This window comes from Streptomyces sp. NBC_01012 (genome assembly GCF_045162755.1).
Lineage (GTDB): Bacteria > Actinomycetota > Actinomycetes > Streptomycetales > Streptomycetaceae > Streptomyces.
Genome location: NZ_CP108688.1, coordinates 4,771,316 through 4,794,697, shown reverse-complemented (window position 1 = coordinate 4,794,697; position 23,382 = coordinate 4,771,316). Strand labels below are relative to the sequence as shown.

General features: G+C 71.2%; 17 protein-coding genes and 1 other RNA gene. 8 read left to right on the top strand and 10 right to left on the bottom strand.

What is annotated here, in order from left to right:
• Positions 1-4: 4 nt before the first annotated feature.
• On the top strand, positions 5-1,333 hold the full coding sequence (locus OG623_RS21560; protein WP_406148516.1) for an MFS transporter: 1,329 nt from the start codon (positions 5-7) through the stop codon (positions 1,331-1,333).
• 50 nt (positions 1,334-1,383) lie between these two features.
• Here OG623_RS21560 and OG623_RS21555 read toward each other — a convergent pair whose 3' ends face one another.
• Positions 1,384-2,619, bottom strand: a complete 1,236-nt coding sequence (locus OG623_RS21555) for a beta-ketoacyl-[acyl-carrier-protein] synthase family protein (protein ID WP_406148514.1) — start codon at positions 2,617-2,619, stop codon at positions 1,384-1,386.
• 68 nt (positions 2,620-2,687) lie between these two features.
• Here OG623_RS21555 and OG623_RS21550 point away from each other — a divergent pair, with 68 nt between their 5' ends.
• Positions 2,688-3,329, top strand: a complete 642-nt coding sequence (locus tag OG623_RS21550; RefSeq protein ID WP_406148512.1) for a TetR/AcrR family transcriptional regulator C-terminal domain-containing protein — start codon at positions 2,688-2,690, stop codon at positions 3,327-3,329.
• Between the two features lie 66 nt (positions 3,330-3,395).
• Here the strand turns inward: OG623_RS21550 and ssrA are convergent.
• From ssrA to ftsE, 5 genes are all read right to left on the bottom strand, one after another.
• Positions 3,396-3,783, bottom strand: a transfer-messenger RNA (tmRNA) gene (gene ssrA / locus OG623_RS21545).
• Positions 3,784-3,903: 120 nt separating this feature from the next.
• Positions 3,904-4,392, bottom strand: coding sequence for an SsrA-binding protein SmpB (smpB, locus tag OG623_RS21540; protein WP_362886046.1), 489 nt, complete (start codon positions 4,390-4,392; stop codon positions 3,904-3,906).
• Positions 4,393-4,410: 18 nt separating this feature from the next.
• Positions 4,411-5,610 carry a S41 family peptidase gene (locus tag OG623_RS21535; RefSeq protein ID WP_406148510.1) on the bottom strand — a complete coding sequence of 400 codons (1,200 nt, stop codon included), beginning with the start codon at positions 5,608-5,610 and terminating at the stop codon, positions 4,411-4,413.
• A 68-nt stretch (positions 5,611-5,678) separates the two neighbouring features.
• Entirely contained in the window at positions 5,679-6,599 is a 921-nt protein-coding gene (gene ftsX, locus OG623_RS21530) for a permease-like cell division protein FtsX (protein WP_103760449.1), read from the bottom strand.
• Positions 6,600-6,634: 35 nt separating this feature from the next.
• Entirely contained in the window at positions 6,635-7,324 is a 690-nt protein-coding gene (gene ftsE / locus OG623_RS21525; RefSeq protein WP_014046319.1) for a cell division ATP-binding protein FtsE, read from the bottom strand.
• Between the two features lie 258 nt (positions 7,325-7,582).
• Here ftsE and OG623_RS21520 point away from each other — a divergent pair, with 258 nt between their 5' ends.
• Complete coding sequence (locus OG623_RS21520) at positions 7,583-7,774, top strand: hypothetical protein (protein WP_406148509.1); 192 nt, start codon at positions 7,583-7,585, stop codon at positions 7,772-7,774.
• A gap of 184 nt (positions 7,775-7,958) precedes the next feature.
• On the opposite strand, the gene OG623_RS21515 is transcribed toward OG623_RS21520, so the two are convergent.
• The 4 genes from OG623_RS21515 to OG623_RS21500 form a co-directional block, all read right to left on the bottom strand.
• The gene (locus tag OG623_RS21515) at positions 7,959-8,621 is read right to left on the bottom strand and encodes an LPXTG cell wall anchor domain-containing protein (protein WP_406148508.1); all 663 of its coding nucleotides are present in this window, start codon (positions 8,619-8,621) and stop codon (positions 7,959-7,961) included.
• 370 nt (positions 8,622-8,991) lie between these two features.
• Positions 8,992-10,098: a peptide chain release factor 2 gene (prfB, locus tag OG623_RS21510; protein ID WP_406148507.1), complete on the bottom strand. Its 1,107-nt coding sequence runs from the start codon at positions 10,096-10,098 to the stop codon at positions 8,992-8,994.
• A 69-nt stretch (positions 10,099-10,167) separates the two neighbouring features.
• Positions 10,168-11,409 (bottom strand): serine/threonine-protein kinase, encoded by a 1,242-nt coding sequence (locus tag OG623_RS21505; RefSeq protein ID WP_406148505.1) that lies wholly within the window; start codon positions 11,407-11,409, stop codon positions 10,168-10,170.
• A gap of 145 nt (positions 11,410-11,554) precedes the next feature.
• Entirely contained in the window at positions 11,555-13,183 is a 1,629-nt protein-coding gene (locus OG623_RS21500; protein ID WP_406148504.1) for a serine/threonine-protein kinase, read from the bottom strand.
• 421 nt (positions 13,184-13,604) lie between these two features.
• Here OG623_RS21500 and OG623_RS21495 point away from each other — a divergent pair, with 421 nt between their 5' ends.
• The 5 genes from OG623_RS21495 to OG623_RS21475 all read left to right on the top strand — a co-directional run bounded on the left by OG623_RS21495 (position 13,605) and on the right by OG623_RS21475 (position 23,278).
• A complete protein-coding gene (locus OG623_RS21495; protein WP_406148503.1) occupies positions 13,605-16,931 on the top strand; it encodes an FHA domain-containing protein in 3,327 nt (1,108 codons plus the stop codon).
• Positions 16,932-17,082: 151 nt separating this feature from the next.
• Entirely contained in the window at positions 17,083-18,462 is a 1,380-nt protein-coding gene (locus OG623_RS21490; protein WP_406148502.1) for an ABC transporter substrate-binding protein, read from the top strand.
• Between the two features lie 4 nt (positions 18,463-18,466).
• Entirely contained in the window at positions 18,467-19,861 is a 1,395-nt protein-coding gene (locus OG623_RS21485) for a carbohydrate ABC transporter permease (RefSeq protein ID WP_406148500.1), read from the top strand.
• Positions 19,858-20,796, top strand: a complete 939-nt coding sequence (locus OG623_RS21480; RefSeq protein ID WP_406148498.1) for a carbohydrate ABC transporter permease — start codon at positions 19,858-19,860, stop codon at positions 20,794-20,796. The genes OG623_RS21485 and OG623_RS21480 overlap by 4 nt, the downstream gene beginning before the upstream one ends.
• Positions 20,797-21,043: 247 nt before the next feature.
• Complete coding sequence (locus OG623_RS21475) at positions 21,044-23,278, top strand: CDP-glycerol glycerophosphotransferase family protein (protein WP_406148496.1); 2,235 nt, start codon at positions 21,044-21,046, stop codon at positions 23,276-23,278.
• The last annotated feature ends 104 nt before the right edge of the window (positions 23,279-23,382 follow it).

Genomic DNA, 23,382 nt, shown 5'->3' with positions numbered 1-23,382 from the left:
GCAGATGCGTCAATGGACCCCGAACAGGTGTTGGACGCCATCACCGGCACGCCCCGAGGCTGAACGAGTGCCTGACAAAACCCCCGCACCGACCGCGACCGCATCCACCACCGGACCCCCACCCCCCGCGCCCACACCCGTCCCGGCCCCCACCCCCGTACCCACCCACGCGAATCCCTATCGACGCCTGCTCGCCACCCCGGGCGCCCGGGCGTTCACGGCAGGCAATCTCCTGGCCAGGCTGCCCATGGGCATGTTCAGCGTCAGCGCGGTCATCATGATCGCCGGGGTGCACGGTTCGTACGCCCTGGCCGGCGCCGTCACGGCCACCGGGCTGGCCGCGACCGCCGTGGTCGCCCCCTGGACGGCCCGCCTCGTCGACCGCCACGGCCAGGCCAGGGTCGCCGTGCCCGCCACCGCTGTCGCGGTACTCGGCTCACTCTCCCTGGTCCTCTGCGTGCACTACGACGCACCGGTCTGGACCCTCTTCGTCGCCTACGCCGCGACGGCCACCACCCCGAACACCGGCGGCATGTCACGCGCCCGCTGGTCCCACCTCCACCGTGGCGACGCGGCGGCCCTGCACACGGCGAACTCCTTCGAACAGGCCGCCGACGAGCTCTGCTTCATGCTCGGCCCGGTCCTGGCCGCCTCCCTGTGCGGGGCGCTCTTCCCCGAGGCCGGCACGCTCACCGGCGCGATCCTGCTCATGACCGGCATCCTGGTCTTCGCCGCACAGCACGCGACCGAACCACCGGTGGCCCCTCGCACGCCCCGGACCGTCTCCCCTCTTCGCACCCCCGGCATACCCGGCCTGCTCGCCATCTTCCTGGCCACCGGAGCGGTGTTCGGGTCGCTGGAGGTCGTCTCCATCGCCCACGCGGGAGGCGCGATCCTCGCACTCCAGGCCGGCGGCTCCTGCGTGGCAGGGCTGGTCTACGGCTCGCTGCGCCCGGCGGCACGGATCGGACGCAGGCTGCTGCTCTGCCTGACGGGGATGACCGCGCTGATGTCCCTCCCCCTGATCGCCACGGCCACGACCGATTCGCTGCTGCTCCTGGCCTGCTGCCTGCTGCTGGCGGGAGCGGCGACCGCCCCCACCATGGTCACCGGCATGACACTCGTCCAACGGCTCACCCCGCAGGCACAGCTCAACGAGGGCATGACACTCGCCGTCACCGCACTGCTCGGCGGAGTGGCGGCGGGTTCCGCGGCGGGCGGCTGGGCGGTGGAACACACCGGCACGGCGACCGGATACGCGGCACCGGTGTGTGCGGCAGCCCTGGCCCTCACGGTCGCCGCCACCACCCACGCGAGTAACGCGCCCCGGTGAGGTTACGGACGCTGAAATCGGACATACGGGGCTAAGGCCGGTCCGTAACCTCAAAGCCGGGGCGGGGCGCTGACGATGAGTGAGACGTTCTGGCCGCCGAAGCCGAAGGAATTGCTGAGCACGGCTTCCTGGGGTGCGTCTCGTCGCTCCACCACCACGTCGAGGTCGATGTCGGGACCGACCGCGACCTCGGTGAGGTTGCGGGTGGGCGGGATGACGCCGTGCTCCACGCTGAGGACGGCGATGAGCGCTTCCATCGCGCCGGCGGCGCCGAAGAGATGACCCAGCGCGGCCTTGGGGGCCGTCACGGTGGCGCGGCCGAAGACGTTCCCGATCGCGCGTGCCTCGGCGGCGTCGCCGAGCGGGGTTCCGGTGGCGTGGGCGTTGATGTGGCTGATCCGCTCGGGAGCCAGGCCGGCCTGTGCGAGGGCCTTCCGCATGGCCGAGATCTGGCCGGATCCGTCGGCGGCGGGCGCCGTGATGTGGTGGGCGTCCGCGGCGATGCCGGCGCCCGCGAGTACCGCATGGACGTGCGCGCCTCTGGCGTCGGCGTGTTCCGCGCTTTCGAGCACCACGACGGCCGCACCTTCGCTGAGGACGAATCCGCTGCGATCCGCGGCGAACGGCCGTGATGCCGAGGCGGGTTCGGCGGTGTGCCGGGACAGCGCCTGGGCCTGGGCGAAGCCGGCGACGGTGATCGGGGTGATGGCGGCCTCGGTCCCGCCCGCGATGACCAGGTCCGCCTCGCCGGCGCGGATGAGCCTGGCTCCCAGGGCGATCGCCTCGGCGCCGGATGAGCAGGCCGAGACGGGCGTGTAGGCCCCGGCCCGTGCGCCGTACTCGATGCTGATCAGCGCTGCCGCCGCGTTGGGCATGAGCATCGGGACCGTACGTGGCGAGACGCGCCGCGTCCCGGCGGTCTCCAGTACGTCGTCCTCCTTCAGCAGCGTCCGTACACCCCCGATGCCCGTGCCGATCGCGGCCGCGAGCCGGTCCTGGTCCACCTCAGGGCTGCCGGCGTCCGCCCAGGCTTCGGCCGCCGCGGTGAGAGCCGCCTGCTGCGAGCGGTCGAGCCGCCTGGCCCGTACCGGCGGGAGCGACCCGGCGGGGTCGGCCGCCATCGTCCCCGCGACGGTGCCGGAAAGGCCGGTGTCCTCGTGGCCGCGCAGGGCTCCGCCGCGGATGCCGGACTCGCCGGCGAGCAGGGCCTTCCAGGTGGACGCCACGTCTGCCCCGAGTGGTGTGATCGCGCCGAGTCCGGTCACGACGACTTCGGTCCGCCACATACCCTTCAACCTTTCTTGTATGCCATACAACAAGCGTGCCCAGCTGTTGTATCACATACAATTCGAGCGTGGACGAGAAGAAGCGGACCGAAGTCCGGCCGTCGTCGGTCCGGTCGCGTGACCGCGGTCGCGCGACGAGGCGCCGGCTGATCGAAGCGACCGCACAGCTCTGCAAGGAGCGGCCGGGCGCGGAGGTGAGCGTCGCGGAGATCGCGAAGGCGGGAGGCGTCTTCCCCAATCAGGTCACGTATTACTTCGGCTCCAAGGACTCGCTGCTCGTGCACGCCGCGTTTCTCGGCCTGCTGCACGACGCCCGAAGGATCGAGCGCATCGGCCACCAGGCACCCGACGCGGCGGCATTCCGGCGCAACATCGCCCGCGCCGTGCTGGCCATGCCCTCGCTGCCGTCGGTCGCGCGCGCACTCGCCGCCGGGATTTCCAAGCCCGAACTCGCCCCCGTCGTCGACCAGCACCTGCAGTTGCTGTTCCGGCAGTCCGAGCGTTTCGTGGACCGGATCGTCGAGAGTCGCGGCTGGAAGGCCCGCCGGCCGCTCGAAGTGGAGGCCAGGACGTTCTGGAGCACCGCGCTCGGTGCGGTGCTGCTCGTCCGCGCGGGGGCGCACGGCACCGTCGCCGACCTCGATCTCGCCGGCACCTTGACCATCCACGACGAGTCCGGGTCCGGGTCCGAAGCGCACGAGCCTGGCTAGGAGCGCACACAAAAAGCCCCTGACCTGGCGAATTACTCGCAGGTCAGGGGCTCTGTGTACATGGGGTGGTGGAGATGGCGGGAATCGAACCCGCGTCCAACGGTGCGGAACCAGGGCTTCTCCGAGTGCAGTTCGCTACGCTTTTCTCGGCCCCGGAGGTCACGCGAACAAGCCTCCGACAGGCCCAGTCACTGTTAGATTTCCTTCAGGGCCCCGTGACCGGGCTCAGAAGTTTAGATCCCTTGATGATGCCAGGATCCGGGTCGGGATCACCCCCGGGCTGACACTCCGCAGAGTCTTCGCTTAGCTGCTAATTAGGCAGCGAGGGCGAAGGCGGAGGAATCGCGCTTGGAATTGGCGATTATTGGTTGCGACATATGGTTAACGAGATCATTGCCGCTTCCTCGACTCGCTTCCCCTGCTTCGACATCCGCTGTCGAAACCGATCATCCCCATGTTGATTTTTCAATACGCGCACCCTCTGTGGGGTGCACGGCCCATCGTACGTGACCAACGCACGCGGATGCCACCGTATTCCGGCGGCTCCGGGGCGCGGGCCCCGGACCGTGGCCGCCTACGCGCTGCGCTGGCGCCGGCGGGCCGCGGAGATCGCGCGGTTCGTCTCCCGCGTGTCCTGCTTCTCGCGCAGCGTCTGGCGCTTGTCGTACTCCTTCTTGCCCTTCGCGAGCGCGATCTCGACCTTCACGCGCCCGTCCCTGAAGTACAGGGCGAGCGGCACGATCGTGTGACCCGACTCCTGTGACTTGGACGCCAGCTTGTCGATCTCGGCCCGGTGCAGGAGCAGCTTGCGCTTGCGCTTGGCCGAGTGGTTGGTCCAGGTGCCCTGCACGTACTCGGGGACGTGGATGTTGTGCAGCCACGCCTCTCCGTTGTCGATCTGGACGAAGCCGTCGACCAGCGACGCCCTGCCCATCCGCAGCGACTTGACCTCTGTGCCCATCAGTACGAGACCGCACTCGTAGGTGTCGAGGACGTGGTAGTCGTGCCGCGCCTTCTTGTTCTGCGCAATCATCTTGCGCCCGGTGTCTTTTTCCTTGGCCATAGTGCGGTCATTTTCGCACTACGACCCACCCCCGAGGCCACTCAATACTGTTTCGCCCCGCTGCTGGGCCTCGGGACCCGCCCCGACGTCCGGCGTGATGCCGCTGCCCTCGACGCTGCGGCCGGCCGGAGTGCGGTACTGCCCGACGGTCAGCTCGGCCACCGAGCCGCCCGGGAGCTTGCTGGGCATCTGGACGGAGCCCTTGCCGAAGGTGCGGGTGCCGACCGTCACGGCCCTCCCCCGGTCCTGGAGGGCGCCCGTCAGGAGCTCGGCGGCGCTCATCGTGCCGCCGTCCACCAGGACGACCACGGGCCGCTCCGTGTCCCCGCCGGACTGCGCGTACAGGGCGCGCTGCTCTCCGTGCACGTCGTAGGTGGCGACAAGACCGCCGTCCAGGAAGGCGGAGGAGGCGGTGACGGCCTCGCTGACCAGGCCGCCCGTGTTGGCCCTGAGGTCCAGGAGGATCCCGGCGTCCCCGGGTGCCTCCCGCACGGCGTCCCGGACCTCACCGCCCACGCCCTTGGTGAACGCGGTGACCTTGATCAGCACGGCCGACGAGGAGTCCTGGCCGAGGCGCCTGACACTCACCGGGTCCGTGCTCAGCCGGGCCCGGCGCAGCGTAGTGGTCCAGGACTGCCCGCCACGGCTCAGCCCGAGGACCACGGAGGAGCCCTCCGGCGTCTTCAGCCGGTCGCCGCGCAGCAGCGCGACCACTTCGGCGACGGGGCGCCTACGGACCGGACGGCCGTCCAGGGTCAGCAGGAGGTCACCCCTGCGCACACCGGCCAGGTCCGCCGGTCCGCCTGGCTCGACCCCGGTCACGGTGACCTCACCGCCGGACGAGCGGCGGGCGGAGATCCCCACGCCCGTGTACGAGCCGTCGAGTGCCTGCTCGAAATCCTCGTACTCGTGCTCGTCGTACACCGCGCCCCAGCGGTCCCCGCTGCGGCTGACGACCTCCTGGGCCGCGTCCGTGCCGGACTTGCCGTCGGCCTCCGCGTCGGCGACCGCGTCGGCGATCTCCTCACGGTCCACGGGACGGTCCACGGAACCGGCGGTGGAGGACACCGCGCGGGCGTCTATCTCCGTGCCCTGTCCGTCCTCACGGGGCAGGGACCCGGTGGCCGCGGCGGTGGCCAGCACGCTCGCGAACACCAACGTCAGGGCCGCCCCGCGGCAGACACCGCGGGGTTTCAAAAGGTGCGTAAGGCCCAGCATGTGGCTGAGTGTAGGACAACGCCCCGGCCGCACACGGTTGGTTGGCCGCATGCGGGACGGGGCGCTCGTCACACCTTGAGGTACTTGCGCAATGCGAAGAGAGCGGCAACCGCGGGCATCAGCAGGCCGATCGCCAGAACCAGCGGGAGCTTCGTGAGAACCGCCTCCCAGCCGATGAAGTCGATCAGATTCAGCTTCTCCTGGAGCGCGAGTCCGCCGTCGATCAGGAAGTACCGTGCGGCTATCAGGATCACGCAGGCGAGCAGGCCGCCGATCAGGCCGGCGAACGCGGCCTCCATGATGAACGGCATCTGGATGTAGAAGCCCGAGGCCCCCACGAGCCGCATGATCCCCGTCTCCCGTCTCCGGCTGAACGCCGAGACGCGGACGGTGTTCACGATGAGCATCAGCGCAATGACGAGCATCAGCCCCATCAGGAAGATCGCGGCCACGTTCATGCCGTTCATCAGCCCGAAGAGGTTGTCCAGGATGCTTCGCTGGTCCTGGACGGACTGCACCCCGTCACGCCCCGCGAAGGCGGTCGCGACCACCTTGTACTTCTGCGGGTCCTTCAGCTTGACGCGGAACGACTCCTGCATCTGGTCCGGCGTGATGTTGCCGGCCATCGGCGAGTCGCCGAACTGCTCCTGGTAGTGCTTGTACGCCTGGTCGACCGTCTCGAAGAGGACCGGCTTCTCGACGGCCTCCATCTTCTCCAGGTCAGCCTTGATCTCCTTCTTCTGCTCCGCCGTGACAGCGCCCTTGGCACACTTGGGCACGTCCTTGGCGTCGTTCTTGTTGCAGAGGAAGATCGAGACGTTGACCTTGTCGTACCAGTAGGTCTTCATCGAGCTGACCTGCTCGCGCATCAACAGCGCTCCGCCGAACAGAGCGAGCGAGAGGGCGACGGAGACCACGACCGCGAAGGTCATCGTGAGGTTACGACGAAGACCGACGCCGATCTCCGACAGGACGAACTGGGCGCGCATGGCGTCCTTTCAGTACTCGATGCTCGTGCAGAGGCTCAGTGCTGGTAGCCGTAGACGCCGCGCGCCTGGTCACGTACGAGACGGCCCTGCTCGAGCTCGATGACGCGTTTGCGCATCTGGTCGACGATGTTCTGGTCGTGGGTCGCCATGATCACGGTGGTGCCGGTCCGGTTGATCCGGTCCAGCAGCTTCATGATGCCCACGGAGGTCTGCGGGTCGAGGTTGCCGGTCGGCTCGTCCGCGATCAGCAGCATCGGGCGGTTGACGAACGCCCGCGCGATGGCGACACGTTGCTGCTCACCACCGGAGAGCTCACCTGGCATCCGGTCCTCCTTGCCCCCGAGACCCACGAGGTCGAGAACCTGCGGCACGGCCTTGCGGATCTCGCCGCGCGGCTTGCCGATGACCTCCTGTGCGAAGGCCACGTTCTCGGCGACGGTCTTGTTGGGGAGGAGCCGGAAGTCCTGGAAGACCGTGCCCAGCTGGCGGCGCATCTGCGGCACCTTCCAGTTGGACAGTCGCGCGAGGTCCTTGCCGAGGACATGGACCATGCCCTGGCTTGCGCGCTCCTCCCGCAGGATGAGCCGCATGAAGGTGGACTTGCCGGAGCCGGAGGAGCCCACCAGGAAGACGAACTCGCCCTTCTCGATGTCGAGTGAGACATCCCGGAGAGCTGGGCGGCTCTGCTTCGGGTAGGTCTTGGAGACGTTGTCGAATCGGATCACGGATGCACCACGGTCGGCCGGGGGTAGGTGAGCGTGACCCTACGCGAAGCGGGCGGACGCGTGCAGTCGGCGTCCAGCAATGGGCGTTATATGCGGGAACGCGACGGTGTACGAACCGGGGCGTGCCGGACCTTGCCCGCCGGGCCGCGCCGAAAGCGCCGCGACCTGGCACAGTGGTAGGGGGAACGGTTGAGTTTCCCGGAGCGTTGCGCGGAGAGAAGGCTTGTGCGGCTCCGCCGCGCGGGAGGAGGAATGCGCATGACCTATGACCGACTGGTGTGCGCGAACTGCGCGGCTCCCGTGAACGAGGGCCGCTGCCCCGTCTGCCGGGCGAACCGGCAGCGCAAGCAGGACGAGGGCCCCTTCGCGGGGCTGAATCCGGCGATGCTGATCGCCCTGATGGTGATCCTGATGGCCGCCCTGGCACTCCTGGCGCACCAGGCCGTCTGAGCCGGAGGGCGCATCACGCGCCACCCGAGCAGTACGGGTGTGTGACACCTGCCCGCCGGCCGCCTGCCCGCCGGCGCTGAGCCATGGGCGTACGCGTACGACCCCCAGGACGCCCCCCGCACACGAAAGAGCCCGGGAAGGCCATGTCGGCTCTCCCGGGCCCCTCAGTGTGCGCTGACAGGCGTCAGGCGGCCGTACGACCGCCGCCGGCCAGACGCGGCAGGAAGCGGAAGCCGATGCCACCGGCGATCATCGTCGCGGCACCGATCACCAGGAAGGTGGTCTCGGCCGCACCGGTCTCGGCGAGCTCGTCCTTGCCCTTGCCCTGCTCGACCGGCTGGTTTCCGGCACTGTCCGTGTCGGTGTTGTCGCCGGCGTCCGGGTAGGACGGGTCCGACGGGGCCGCGGGGCCACTCGGGTCCGCGGGGCCACCCGGCTCCGTCGGCTCGGTGGGCTCCGTGGGCTCGGTGGGCTCCGTGGGCTCGGTCGGCTCCGTCGGCTCCGTGGGCTCCGTCGGCTCCGTGGGCTCCGTCGGCTCCGTGGGCTCCGTCGGCTCCGTGGGCTCCGTCGGGTCGGTCTCGTCGCCCCCGCCCGGGTTGGTCGGGTCGGTCTCGTCGCCCCCGCCCGGGTTCGTCGGGTCGGTCTCGTCGCCCCCGCCCGGGTTCGTCGGGTCGGTCTCGTCCCCGCCACCCGGGTTGGTCGGGGGGGCGGTCACCTCATCGACCACGCCGAAAAGGTCACCGAGCCCCGACGCCTGCGCCGCACCCGCGGCGGTGAGCGAGGCGCCCGCTGCGATCACTGCGCACGCGGCTATGCGCGCCACGCGGATGCGCGTCTTCTTCGTCATCTGTTTGCTACCCCCAGTAGCTGATCTCGTCGATGGAGCAGCCTCATGCGGTCCACGGCCCTGCGGGGTCACAGTCTTTGCAGGGCCACGCCGTACCGTGGTCATCCCGCCAGCCCCCGATCACACCTGTCCCAGACATAAGCGTGCTGCTCTAGCACCCTGTCCAGAGATAAGGACTACGTCAAGGCCGTTCCGGTGCCATACCGCCCGCTATGGGGGTTCTTGACGGGTATTCGGAATCACGACTGTGACTCATTCGCCACACCTCCCCCTCAACTCCCCTGCGCTCCCGAGGGGGTGAGGGTGCGGGGAACGCGTTCGGGCCCGGACAGGAAAGCCTGTCCGGGCCCGAACGGCCGTGCGGCCGTGATTACTTCTCGCTCTGCTTGCGCCAGCGGATGCCGGCCTCGATGAAGCCGTCGATCTCGCCGCCGAAGACCGCTTCGGGGTTGCCCATCTCGAACTCCGTACGCAGGTCCTTGACCATCTGGTACGGGTGGAGGACGTAGGAACGCATCTGGTTGCCCCAGGAGTTGCCGCCGTCGCCCTTGAGCGCGTTCATCTTCGCCTGCTCCTCCTGACGGCGGCGCTCGAGGAGCTTCGCCTGAAGGACGTTCATCGCGGACGCCTTGTTCTGGATCTGCGAGCGCTCGTTCTGGCAGGAGACGACGATGCCGGTGGGCAGGTGGGTCAGCCGCACCGCGGAGTCGGTGGTGTTGACGCCCTGGCCGCCGGGGCCCGACGAGCGGTAGACGTCGACGCGGAGCTCGGACTCGTCGATCTCGACGTGGTCCGTCTGCTCGACCACGGGCAGCACCTCGACACCCGCGAAGGAGGTCTGGCGCCGGCCCTGGTTGTCGAACGGCGAGATGCGGACGAGCCGGTGGGTGCCCTGCTCGACGGAGAGCGTGCCGTAGGCGTACGGGGCCTCCACCGCGAAGGTGGTCGACTTGATGCCGGCCTCTTCGGCGTAGGCCGTCTCGTAGACCTCGGTCTTGTAGTTGCGCTGCTCGGCCCAGCGGAGGTACATGCGCTGGAGCTTCTCGGCGAAGTCGGCGGCGTCCACGCCGCCGGCCTCGGCCCGGATGGTGACCAGGGCCTCGCGCGCGTCGTACTCACCGGAGAGGAGCGTGCGGACCTCCATCTCGTCCAGTGCCTTACGGACGGACTCCAGCTCCGCCTCCGCCTCCGCGCGCGCGTCGGCGTCGCCCTCGTCCTCGGCGAGCTCGAACAGGACCTCCAGGTCGTCGATGCGACTGCGCAGGGCCTCGGCCTTGCGGACCTCGGCCTGGAGGTGCGAAAGCTTGCTGGTGATCTTCTGCGCCGCCTCCGGGTCGTCCCAGAGGGACGGCGCGGCCGCCTGCTCCTCGAGCGCGGCGATGTCGGCCCTCATCGCATCGAGGTCCAGGACGGCCTCGATCGACCCCATGGTCGAGGAGAGGGACTTCAGCTCTTCGGAAATATCGACGACTGCCACGGGTCCAGCGTAACGGCTGGCCGGGTGAACGTGTCCCTCCCCCGGGTCCGGGCCGCCGGGGGACGGCTCTCAGGGGGCCGAAGGAGCCGAATTCCGGGTGTCGTCGGGGGCGCTGCCCGGGTCGTCGCCGCTCGTGGCGAACCAGCCGCCGACCCCTATCGCCGCACACACGGCGACCGCGGCGACGCCCAGGGTGATCCTGCGCTTCCGGACGGCCGCCGACTTGTTGCGGGCCGAACCGGGGCGCGGCCGGCCGGGGGCGCGCGGGGCGCGGGCCGTGCCGAGCGGGCCTCCGGAGAGCTCGTCGGGGGCGGGGACCCGCATGCTCGTGTGCGTGTCCCGGTTGGAGTCGGGTGAGGACCCCGGCACGAGCGGGACAGCGCCGCGGCGACGGGGCTCCTCCTCGGGGGCCGGGGTGTACTGCTGTTCGTCGTAGGCCTGCGGTTCGCTCTCGTTGCCCGGCTCGTCGACGTCGAGCGGGGGTATCCCGGACAGCAGCGGGAGCAGCTCCCGCAGCCGGGTCGCCAGCTCGGAGGCGCGCAGCCGGGAGGCCGGGGCCTTGGCCAGGCACTGCACCAGGAGCTGCCACAGCTCCTCGGGGATGCCGGGGAGCGGGACGACCGTCTCGGTCACATGGCGGCGCAGGACGGCGCCGGGGTGGCCGCCGCCGAAGGGGGTGAAGCCGGCGAGGAGCTCGTAGAGGACGGTCGCCAGGGCGTAGATGTCCACGGCGGCGCGCGGTGGGAGGCCTTCGACGATCTCGGGCGCCAGATAGTCCGGTGTGCCGATGATCTGGGTGGCCTTGGTGCGGCGCGGGGTGTCGATCAGCTTGGCGACACCGAAGTCGGTGAGCAGCGCGGGGTGCGAGCCGCCGGGGCCGAGCGGGCCCTCCATGTCGAGCAGGATGTTCTCCGGCTTGACGTCGCGGTGGACCACTCCCGCGCGGTGCGCGGCGGCGAGGCCGTCGGCCACGTCCGCGATGATCGCCGCCGCGGCCTCGGGCGCGAGACGGCGCTCCCGGTCCAGCCGGGTGCGCAGATCCGTGCCCCGCACCAGATCCATCACCAGCGCCAGGTCGGTGCCGTCCACCACGAGGTCGCGAACGGCGACGACATGCGGATGCCCGAGCCCGAGCAGCGCGGTGCGTTCCTGCACGAAGCGGCCCACGAGCTCCTGGTCGGACGCGAGGTCCTCACGGAGCAGCTTGATGGCGACCGGGCCCTCGGGCCCGTCGCCGAGCCACACCGTGCCGGCGCTGCCGCGCCCCAGGATCTGGTGGGCGGTGTACCGGCTGCCGATATTCCGTGCCAAGACTGCTCCCTCAGCGGCTGGCGTTGACCCCCGGTCGACAAAGTTACGCGGCCGATGGGGTGTTGCGTGCCCCGGATGCCGCCAACCTTCACTTCTGCGGGCGAATTGGGCCCACAGAAGTCGATAAAGAGACCGGGTCTGGCCGTTACTCGCCGCTTCCGCCCAGATCCTTGACCCAGCCGGTGACCTTGTCGATGCCGTCCCCTATGGCGTGCCAGAAGCTCGTGCCCTCGTCGACCCAGTCCTGAAGCGGCGTCAGTTCCCAGATGAGCCAGCCCGCGATGATCAGCAGCACCACCGTGAACAGACACCCCTTGAGGCAGCCGAGGCCGGGGATGCGCATCGGGTTGGCGCTGCGCTGCCTGGGCTGGCGGGGCGCGGGCGCCTGCGGCTCGGGCCGCTGCGGGGGCGCGTACTGCTGCCGCTGCTGTGGCTGGGGCCGCTGCTGCTGCTGAGCTTGTGGCTGGTAGCGCTGGGGCTGCTGCTGCGGATACTGCTGGGCCTGCTGCTGCGCGTACCGCTGATCCTGCTGCTGAGCCTGCTGACGCTGCGGCTGCTGGGGCTGGGGACGCTGGGGGCGGCGGCGCAGCGGGTCCTGGCTCGGGTCGAGGTACTGGACCTGCGTCTGCTCGTTACGGTCCCGGGCCGCCCTGAGCTGGGACTGCCAGGGGTGCGGCTCGTCGGACTGCGGCGCGCCGTCGGGGCGCGGGGGTACGGGTGGCAGCATCGCGGTCGGGTCGGCGCCGCCGCCCGGGGTCTGCTGCATCACGCTGGTCGGGGCGGCCGGGTCGTACGAGCCCGCGTTGGTCGGCAGCACCTGGGTCGGGTCGGCCGCGCCCGGGGCGTCCGGGACGGCCGCGGGTGCCGGGTCGGGGGCGAGCAGGGCACCCACGCCCTCGGCTGCCGCGATCTGCGCCGCGCTCGCGTGGACACCGATACCGGCGCCGACCGTACGCAGCGCACGGGCCAGGTTCACCGCGCTGGGCCGCCGGTCCGGGTCCTTGCTCAAGCAGCGCTCGATGACCGTCCACAGCGGTTCGGGGACGGTGCTCGGGCGCCGCGGCTCCTCGCTGAGGTGCCGTTGCAGGACCTCGAGCGCGGTTCCGCCGGCGAACGGCGGACGGCCCGTGACCAGCTCGTAGAGCAGGATGCCCGCGCCGTAGATGTCGACGGCGGAGGTCTGCGGACGGCCCTCGGCGGACTCGGGTGCCACATAGGCGGGCGTGCCGACGAACTCATGGGTCCTGGTCAGGCCCGGGGAGTCCGCGAGGCGCGCGATGCCGAAGTCGGTGAGCATCGGGGTCATGCCGCCGTCGCGCTCGTCGAGCAGCACGTTGGCGGGCTTCAGGTCGCGGTGCACGACACCGTCGGCGTGGCTCGCGGCCAGCGCGTCCGCGATCTGCGCGGTGAGCAGCGAGGCGGCGACCGGGGTGAGCGGTCCGTTCTCGCGGAGGTAGCGGTGCAGGTCGGGGCCGTCGACCAGGTCCATCACCAGGGCGAGGAGATCGCCCTCGACGACGAGGTCACGGGTGCGCACGATGTTCGCGTGGGTGAGCCGCAGGAGCACGGAACGCTCGCGCAGGAACCGCATCACGACATCCGCGTCGTTGGCGAGCTCCTCCTTGAGCACCTTGATCGCAACGGTCTCGCCGGGCTGCCCGGCGACGGCCGCCTCGGCGCCCGCGGTCTCCCGCTGGCGGGCCCGCCAGACGGTGCCCGTGGCGCCGCGTCCGAGCGGTTCCTCGAGGAGGTACTTGCTGCCTACCGGCCGCACGTGATGCGCTCCCTGCTGATCGTTGTGCTTGCGGATCCCCCGGGCCCTCCCGGATGTTCCGGCCCACTCTAATGCCGCCGTACAAGGCACCGGTCGGTCGTCGTCGCGTCGTGTTGCCGCTGTGTCAGCGGGAAGACGCAGACACGGAAGAGTTGGTTGCCGAACGAGTGTGCAGCACACCCCTGGCGGGACCAAGCAGGCACTTTTGCACGCACTCTCGACCATTCAAGATCACTAAGCGGTCACCCCCGGGCGTGTTGTCAGTGGCAGGTGCGAGGATGCCTGCAAGCACGGAACCGTCAGGTCGGGAGCCTCACGGTCCGTGACGACCTGTACCGGACGACGCGTCCGTGCCGGGTGGGGGGAATCACAGGGCATTTCCCCTGCCGGGCACCCCGCGCAGAAGGGACCGCTGACGGCGATGCAGATCCGGCTGACCGTCCTCGCGCCGCGCAGCGGCCAGACCCCGGCGCGCGCCTGCGACGTGCTCGTGACCGCCCCCGCCGGGACGGCTCTCGCGGCCGTCACCTCCGGTCTGGCCGCCGCGGTCTCCGGCCCGGAGGGCTCCCTGGGCGGCGGCGCCACCGTGCTGTACGCCGGGCGTGAGCGGCTCGATCCACAGCGCTGCGCCCTCGGCGAGCCACCCCTGGTGGACGGGGCGGTGCTCTCGCTCCAGGTGCCCGGCGAGGACGAGGCGGCCGACGACGCCGTCCCGGCCCGGCTGCAGGTGATCGCGGGACCTGATGCCGGCGGGGTCCATCTGCTGCACGGCGGACAGATCAGGATCGGCCGCTCGGCCGAGGCGGACGTCCCGCTCGACGACCCGGACGTCTCCCGGCTGCACTGCGCGGTGACGGTCTCGGACGACGGCCGGGTGTCCGTCGCCGACCTGGGCTCCACCAACGGCACCTCGCTGGACGGCACGGACGTCCACGACCGCCCGGTCAGGCTGGTCCCGGGCGCCCTGTTGCGGCTCGGCGAGTCCACGCTCCGGCTCACGCCCGGCATCCGTACGCCCACGCTGGCGACCGCCCCGGACGGCGAGGGCCATCTGCGGGTGGCCCGTGTGGACGCGCCGGGCGGCGCGCACGGGGCGCAGGCCGGGGAACCCGAAGCGGACCCGGCCGGCGCCGAGGGGCAGGGCCCCTCCCACTTCACGCACCCCGCACACGAGGGATACGACGAGGGCCCGTCCGGCCAGGGCGCCCGCCAGGGGGAGCCCTTCGCCCAGGTCACCCATGGGCGCGGCGCTCCGCTCGCTCCCGTGGAGGCTCCCAGACGCGGCATAGGCGCCTGGGCGCGCCGGCTCGCGAGCGGCAAGGGCGAGCAGACCCACGGAGCGCCCTCAGGCGGCTCGGCGGCGACAGGACCTGAGTCCGCGTCCGCCCCGCACTCCCCCTCCGCCCCCGTGCACTCTCCGGCCGGGACCTGGCCGGACCCCGCGACCGTGCTGCTCACCGCGCTCGGCCCGGGCCCCCGCCTGTGGGAGCGCGACACCGCGCACCCCGAGGCCCTGGTCGTGCGGCTCGGGACCACGGAGCGGGCCGACCTGCCCGCGGTGCCGGTCACCGTGGGGCTGCGCGAGGCGGGCTCGCTCGGGCTCGCGGGCCCGCGGGCCCGGCTCTCCGGGCTCGCCCGCTCGACGGTGGCGCAGCTCGCCGCCCTGCACTCCCCCTTCGACGTGGAGATCGTGCTGATCAGCACGGACCGCGCCCGGAGCCTCGACGAGCGGCGGCGCGAGTGGTCCTGGCTGGGGTGGCTGCCCCATCTGCGCCCGATGCACGGCCAGGACTGCCGCCTCCTCCTCGCGTACGACCGTGAGCAGGCGGCGGCCCGCGCGGCGGAGCTGGTGCGCCGCATGGACGAAGGGCCGCTGGGGCACGGCTGGGCGAGCGCCGACCGCGCCACCGTCACCGAGGCGGCCCGGCGGCACACGGGGCCGTACACCGTGGTGATCCTGGACGGTGATCCGGGATCCGCCGCCCTGCGCGAGACGACGGCCGCCCTGGCCGGTGCCGGGGCCGCCGCCGGGATCCATCTGATCTGCCTGGCCGACACCCCGGCCGCATCCCCCACGTCCCCGGTCGCCGCGACCTACGACACCGCGTGCCGGGCCTCGATCGCCTTCCGTGAGTGCGGTGCGGTCGCCATGCTCAGCGGCGATGTGGCGACCGCGCTGCGGCTGCTGCGCACGGCCGGCGGCCAGGCCGCGGGCCATGGCACGGTCGCCTCGGTGGACGCGGTGTCGGTGGCCTGGGCCGAGCGGTTCGGGCGCGCGCTTGCCCCGCTGCGCGACGAGGGCACGGCCGCGCTGTCCGGCCGGCCCGTGGCGGCCGCCCTGCCCCCGTCCGCCCGGCTGCTGGACGAGCTGGGGCTCGCCCGGGCCACCCCGGCCTCCCTGATGGCGCGCTGGGCCTCCACCGCCGACGACCAGCCGGGCGCCACGGTGCGCGCGGCCGCGACGGGTGCCACCGACCTGGAAACGACGAGTTCCGGCCGCACCCTGAGCACAGGGCCCCGGGTGGGCGCGCAGCGCGAGTCCCCCGACTCCGGGCGCACCCCCTTCCGTACCGGCGGGCCGACCAGCTCGGGCTCGGGCCGCTCCTCCTACCCCCCCGCCGCCAGGAGCGGCTCGCCCCGGATCGGCGCGCAGCGCCGTGACAGCGGCGCCGCAGAGACCGGCCCCGCAGGTGTGTCCTCCGTGTCCTCCGGTTACGCGGGCCGGCCGGTGATCGTCCTCGGCGCGGGTCCCCAGGGCCCGCTCTCCGTCGATCTGGCCGACGAGGGACCGCATCTGCTGGTCGAGGGCCCCACCGGCAGCGGCCGTACGGAGCTGCTGCGCGCCGCCGCAGCCTCCCTGGCGTCCGCGGCGCGTCCCGACCGGCTCGGCATCCTCCTCATCGACGGGGCGGCCGGCGAGCACGGGGAGCGCGGCGAGGGGCTGCGCCCCTGCACGGAGCTCCCGCACGTCTTCACGCACCTGGTGGCATCCGACCCCGTCCGCATGCGGGAGTTCGCCCAGGCGCTGGGCGGCGAGCTGAAGCGCAGGGCGGAGCTGCTCGGCACGCTGGACTTCGCCGAGTGGCACGCGCGGTACGAACAGTCGCAGGAGCTCACCGGCCGTCGCCCCGCGGGCGGCGAGCAGCGCGGGGACCTCGAATCGCCCGCCAGCGGCACCCTGCGGCTGCGGACCACCACCGCCCGCCCGATGGACCCCGGGCCCTCCCCTCTTCCCCGGCTGGTCGTCCTGGCCGACGACTTCGACGCTCTGGTGGCCCCGGCGCTCGGCAGCCCTGGCCGCCCGTCCGCCGGTTCGGTGGTGCGCGTCCTTGAGGCCGTGGCCAGGGACGGCGGGCGGCTCGGCGTCCATCTGGTCGCCACCTCGGCCCGCCCGGACCGCACCGAGGACACGGAGCTGGCCAGGGGTGCGCGGCTGCGCATCGTCCTCGACCCGCCCGTCGTCCCCCCGTCCCCCGACGAGGCCGCACCGGGCCGGGGGCGGCTGGGGCATCCGGACGGCCGGGTGACGCCGTTCCAGGGCGGCCGGGTCACCGGCCGAATCCCGCGCACGGCGACCCTGCGCCCCACCGTCGTACCGCTGGAGTGGGAGCGGATGGGGGATCCGCCTGCCCGCCGGCCTGTGCGCGAGCTGGGCAACGGCCCCACCGACCTGGCCCTGCTGGCCAGCGCCCTGGAGAGGGCGGCCCGTTCGGTGAACGCGGAGCCACTGCCTCCGCTGATCCCCTGATCCGAAGGCCCGCGCCGACGGCGCTCTGACGCTACGTCACGAGCCCATCACGATCACAGAGTTGGCACAGGCAGCGGTATTGCGGCGTCGGTGCGCCGGGCATAGGACTGTGCGCACGGACGACGTGAACCGCAGGAGAGACGGGGCAGGGATGCGCAGAACCCTTCGCATGCGCAGGGCAGCACTGGTGTTCACCGCCATCGGGGCGCTGGCACTCACCGGGTGCGGCGGTGACGACGACGGCGGCAAGGACAAGGCGGGCAAGGGCTCGGAAAAGAGCTCCGGCACGAGCGATGACAGTGCGTCGACCGTGAATCTGCCGAAGCTGGACGGCGAGAAGATATCGGTGGCCGCGGTGTGGACCGGCCCCGAGCAGGCCAACTTCACCAAGGTGCTGGACGAGTTCGAGAAGCGGACCGGCGCCACGGTCACCTTCGTCCCCTCGCAGGACCCGATCGTGAACTTCCTCGGTACGAAGATCGCGGGCGGCCAGCCCCCGGACGTCGCAATGATCCCGCAGGTGGGCGCGATCCAGCAGGCCGTGGCCAAGAAGTGGGCCAAGCCAGTGGGCCCCGAGGCGCGCGCCCAGCTCGGCCAGAACTACGCCGAGGTCTGGCAGGACCTCGGCGCGGTCGACGGCACCCAGTACGGCGTCTACTTCAAGGCCGCCAACAAGTCCCTGGTCTGGTACAACACCAAGGCGTTCGAGAACGCCGGCGCGAGCGAGCCGAAGACCTGGAAGGACTTCCTGTCCACGGCCGAGACGATCTCCGCCTCCGGTGTCACCCCTGTCTCGGTGGGCGGCGCGGACGGCTGGACGCTCACCGACTGGTTCGAGAACATCTATCTCTCCCAGGCGGGCCCCGAGAAGTACGACCAGCTGGCCGAGCACAAGATCAAGTGGACGGACCCGTCCGTCAAGGAGGCCCTGACCACGCTCGCCGAGCTCTTCGGCAAGCCGAGTCTGATCTCCGGTGGCGCCGACGGCGCGTTGCAGACCGAGTTCCCCGTATCGGTCACCCAGACGTTCACCGGCGGGGACCAGCCCAAGGGCGCGATGGTCTTCGAGGGCGACTTCGTCTCCATCAACATCGCGCAGACCAAGGCGAAGATCGGTACGGACGCCAAGGTGTTCCCGTTCCCCGCGGTCGGCGCCGACTCCCCCGTGGTGACCGGCGGCGACGCGGCCGTGGCGCTCAAGGACAGCAAGGGTGCCCAGGCGCTGCTGACCTGGCTCGCCTCCGCGGACTCGGCGAAGATCTGGGCGGAGGCCGGCGGGTTCATCTCGCCCAACAAGTCGCTGGACGCCGCCGCTTATCCGAACGACGTGCAGCGCACGATCGCCGAGGCGCTGATCGACGCCGGTGACGACGTCAGGTTCGACATGTCCGACCAGGCCCCGCAGTCGTTCGGCGGGACGCCCGGCAAGGGCGAGTGGAAGACGCTTCAGGACTTCCTCAAGAACCCGAAGGACATCGCGGGGGCTCAAGCGAAGCTGGAGTCCGACGCGGCCAAGGCGTACAAGAGCTGACGGGGTGACCACAGCGACAGCGGGGGGCGCCGGAGGCGTGCCCCCCGCCGACAAGGGTCCTGACACGGGCGACACGGGCACGGGTACGAGCACGGGCAAGCGCCCACGCGGAAGCGTGACGGGCACCAGGAGAGCTGTCGCGGTGGCGTTCCTGCTGCCGGCCCTGGTGCTGCTCGGCGCACTCGTCGTCTATCCGATCGTGTACTCCGTCTACCGCTCGTTCCTCGACCAGGCCGGCACCGGCTTCGCGGGGCTCGACAACTACAAGGCACTGTTCACGGACGACACGATCCGGACAGCGGTCAAGAACAACGCGATCTGGGTCGTGTTCGCACCGACGGTCGCCACCGTGCTGGGGCTGATCTTCGCGGTGCTCACGGAGCGGATCCGCTGGGGTACGGCGTTCAAGCTGATCGTCTTCATGCCCATGGCCATCTCGATGCTGGCCGCGGGCATCATCTTCCGTCTGGTGTACGAGCAGGCCCCGGAGCGCGGTGTCGCCAACGCCGTGGCGGTCGGGGTGCACGACACGTTCGCGCAGTCCGCCGGCTTCCCGAAGGCGCATCCGCTGCCCGTCCATCCGCTGAAGGCGGGCGGCGGGGGTTCCTTCGTGACGAAGGAGACGGTGCGGTCCGGTGAGCCGGTGAGCCTGCCGCTGGTCGGTGTGGTGCCGGCGAAGATGCCGGACGATGCGAAGCCGGCGAAGGTGCCGGCCGCTTCGGGCGGGGAGATCACCGGGACGGCCTGGCTCGACTTCACCAAGGGCGGCGGCGGCAAGCCCAACGTCGTCGATCCGAAGGAGCTGGGCCTCAAGGGCATCACCGTCGAGGCGGTGAAGGACGGCAAGGTCGTCGCATCGGCGACAGCGGGTGCGGACGGGGTGTTCACCCTGCCCGCCTCGGCGGACGGATCGCTGCTCCGGCTCCCCGCGGACAACTTCCGCGAGCCGTACAACGGCGTCGACTGGCTCGGGCCTTCCCTGGTGACGCCGGGGATCATCGGCAGCTACGTCTGGATGTGGGCCGGATTCGCGATGGTGCTGATCGCGGCAGGTCTTGCGGGTCTGCCGCGCGAACTCCTCGAAGCCGCGCGGGTGGACGGCGCCAACGAGTGGCAGGTGTTCCGCCGGATCACGGTGCCGATGCTCGCACCCGTGCTCGCGGTGGTCCTGGTCACCCTGATGATCAACGTCCTGAAGATCTTCGACCTGGTCTTCATCATCGCGCCCGGCTCGTCCCAGGACGACGCGAACGTCCTGGCCCTCCAGCTGTACCGCTCCTCCTTCGGCACGGACGCCGATCTCGGGGTCGGCAGCGCCATCGCCGTACTCCTGCTGCTGCTGGTGATCCCGGTGATGCTGTTCAACATTCGCCGCATGCGGAAGGAGGGACGCCGATGACGACGACCGGAACCACAGAGACCGGGACCACCGAGGCCGGGACCACCGAGGCCGGGACCGCAGAGGCCAGGACCACGGAGGCCAAGCAGTCCCTCGGCGCCCGCATCGCCGCCAGGGCGGGCGGTGGCGCCATGCGGGTCTTCCTCATCCTGGTCGGCCTGTTCTGGCTGATGCCGACCATCGGGCTGCTGCTCTCCTCGTTGCGAGGCCCCGAGGACATCGCGGCGACCGGCTGGTGGAAGGTCTTCACCGCGCCGTCCGAGCTGACCTTCGACAACTACCAGCGGCTGCTCGACAATTCGACGATCACCGATTCCCTCCTCAGCACCGTCTCGATCACCGTCCCGGCGACCGTCCTGGTGGTCGTCATCGGCTCCCTCGCCGGGTACGCCTTCGCCTGGATGGAGTTCCCCGGCCGCGACTGGTGGTTCCTGGTCGTCGTGGGGCTGCTGGTGGTCCCCGTGCAGGTCGCCCTGATCCCGGTGTCCAAGCTGTTCGGAATCATCGGGATCTTCGAGACGACCTTCGGCGTGGTCATGTTCCACACGGCGTTCGGCCTGCCGTTCGCCATCTTCCTGCTGCGGAACTTCTTCGCCGAGATCCCGCGCGAGCTGCTTGAGGCCGCGCGGCTGGACGGTGCGGGCGAGATCCGGCTGTTCACCCGGGTCGTGATGCCCCTCGGCGGCCCGGCCATCGCCTCGCTCGGGATCTTCCAGTTCCTCTGGGTGTGGAACGACATGCTGGTCGCGCTGATCTTCGCGGACTCGGAGTCCCCGCCGATCACCGTGGCCCTGCAACAGCAGGTCCGTCAGTTCGGCAACAACATCGACGTACTGGCGCCCGGAGCCTTCGTCTCCATGGTGATCCCGCTGGCGGTCTTCTTCGCCTTCCAGCGGCAGTTCGTCTCCGGTGTGATGGCGGGCGCCGTCAAGTAGCGCGCGGGGGACGCGCCCCGGGCGGGGGGGGCGCCCCCGGCGCGGGGGGGCGCCCTCGGCGACGACACAGCCGCGCCAACACCCCACATCAGCACATGTGTTCGTCAACACCAGGGCGGCCCGTTCACTCGTGATCGGGCCGCCCTGGCTCGGTTTTTCCCCCGAACGCCACATCCCGCGTAACCAAGTCACTCCATCGGCCGTTTGCGGGCCACCTGCCCTCTCGCGAGCGACCCCTGGATGTGTTGTGCCCCGGTTCAGTGTCATCGTGCCCGCGTACCGGGTCCAGGCGTACCTGCACGCGTGCCTCGACTCCGTGCTGAACCAGTCCTTCAAGGACTACGAAATCATCGTGGTCGACGACTGTTCACCGGACGCCTGCGGCTCGATCGCCGACGAGTACGCCACACGCGACCCCCGGGTCAGCGCCGTCCACCTGCCGCACAACGCCGGCCTCGGGCCCGCCCGCAACGCCGGGGTCGCCCGGGCGGCCGGGGACTACCTGCTCTTCCTCGACGGGGACGACACCTTCACCCCCGAGGCGCTCCAGGCCGTCGCCGACCGTCTGGACGCCACCGGCGGCCCCGACGTACTGGTCTACGACTACGCCCGTACGTACTGGTCGGGTGCGAGCGTGCGCAACACCTTCGCCGCGCACCTCACCGAGGCCGGCCCCGCGTCCTTCCGGCTCACCGAACGGCCCGAGCTGCTCAAGGTGCTCATGGTCGTCTGGAACAAGGCGTACCGCCGCGAGTTCATCGAGGCCGAGGGGTTCACCTTTCCGCCCGGCTACTACGAGGACACCCCCTGGACCTACCCGGTGCTGATGTCCGCCGGATCGATCGCCGTGCTGGACGCCGTCTGCGTGGGATACCGCCAGCGGCGCAGGGGCAACATCCTCTCCACCACCACCCGTCGGCACTTCGACGTCTTCGACCAGTACGACCGCGTCTTCGCCTTCATCGACGCCCGCCCCGAACTCGCCGCCTGGCGACCGGTGATCTTCCGCCGGATGCTCGACCACTTCTCGACCCTCTTCACCTCCCGGGACCGGCTGCCGCGCGGCAGCCGCGCCCAGTTCTTCCGCCGCGCCAGCGCTTACTGCCGCCGCTACCGCTCCTCCGGCGCCCGCGTACCCCGCCGTGCCCGGCTGCGGCACGCGCTGTTCCGGCTGGGCGCCCACCGCACCTACCGCGCCCTGTGGATCGCGCAGCGCCTGGGCGGCCTCCTCGGGCGCGCCGTCACGACGGCACGCCGGTCGGTACGCGGGGCGGCACTCCAGCTGCACTACCGCGTCCAGCTGCGGCTGCCCGTCCGCGGCGGGGACGCCGTGTTCGCCGCCTACTGGCACCGCGGCTACACCTGTAGCCCCGCGGCGCTCGAGGCCACGGCCAGGGCCCTGGTGCCCGGTCTGCGCACCTCCTGGATCTGCCGCCCCGAGGACGCGCACACGGTTCCGGACGCGACCCGTGTGCTGCACCCGGGAACGGCGGCGTACTGGACGGCCCTGGCACGCTCCAAGTACCTCGTGAACAACGTCAACTTCGACCGCAGGCTCGTGAAGAGACCCGGCCAGGTCCTCCTCCAGACCCATCACGGGACCCCGCTGAAGACCATGGGCACCGACCTCGTGCACCGGCCCGCGGCGGCCGGCTCCATGGACTTCGGCCGACTGCTGCGCAACGTCGACAAGTGGGACTACTCGCTCTCGGCGAACCAGCACTCCACCCTCGTATGGGAGCGCACCTATCCGTCCGGCTACACCACGCTGGAGTACGGCAGCCCGCGCAACGACGTCCTCCACCGCACGGGACCCGACGAGACGGCCCGGCTGCGCGAGCGCCTCGGTGTACCGGACGGCGGCTGCGCCCTGCTGTACGCGCCGACGCACCGCGACTACCGCCGTGCCCAGCGGTACTCCCTGGACCTGGAGCAGCTGATCCGTGTCCTCGACCCGCACTTCGTGATCCTGGCGCGCTCCCACTACCTGGACGCGCCGGCCCCGGCCTCCGCGGGGCACACCCGGCACCCGCGGATCATCGACGTCACCTCCCACCCGTCCGTCGAGGAGCTCTGTCTCGCCTCCGACGCGCTGATCACGGACTACTCGTCGCTGATGTTCGACTACGTCAACCTGGACCGGCCGGTCGTCCTGCACCTGGAGGACGCACAGGCCTACGAGGCGGCGCGCGGCACCTACTTCGACCCGGCGGCCTTTCCTCCCGGGGCGGTGGCCCGTGACCAGGAGGAGTTGCACGAGATCTTCACCTCGGACCACTGGCGCGGGCCCCGTGCCGCGCAGCGGCGTGCGGCGTTCCGGGCCCGGTTCTGTCCGTACGACGACGGGCACGCGTCGGAGCGGGTGGTCCGCCGGGTCTTCCTCGGCGACACCTCGGGAATGCCGCTGCCGGCCGCGCAGACGGACTGCGGGGCCACCGGGGTGCCTCGGCAGCAGCCGGTGCGGGAGTACACCGGCGGGTGAGGCTCGGGGCCACGGGCGCGCCCGAGCCGTTCCTGGCACACCTGAGCTCTCCCTGACGCGCCGGGCACGCCCGAGCTCTCCTCGGCGAGCCCGGCGCCCACGGT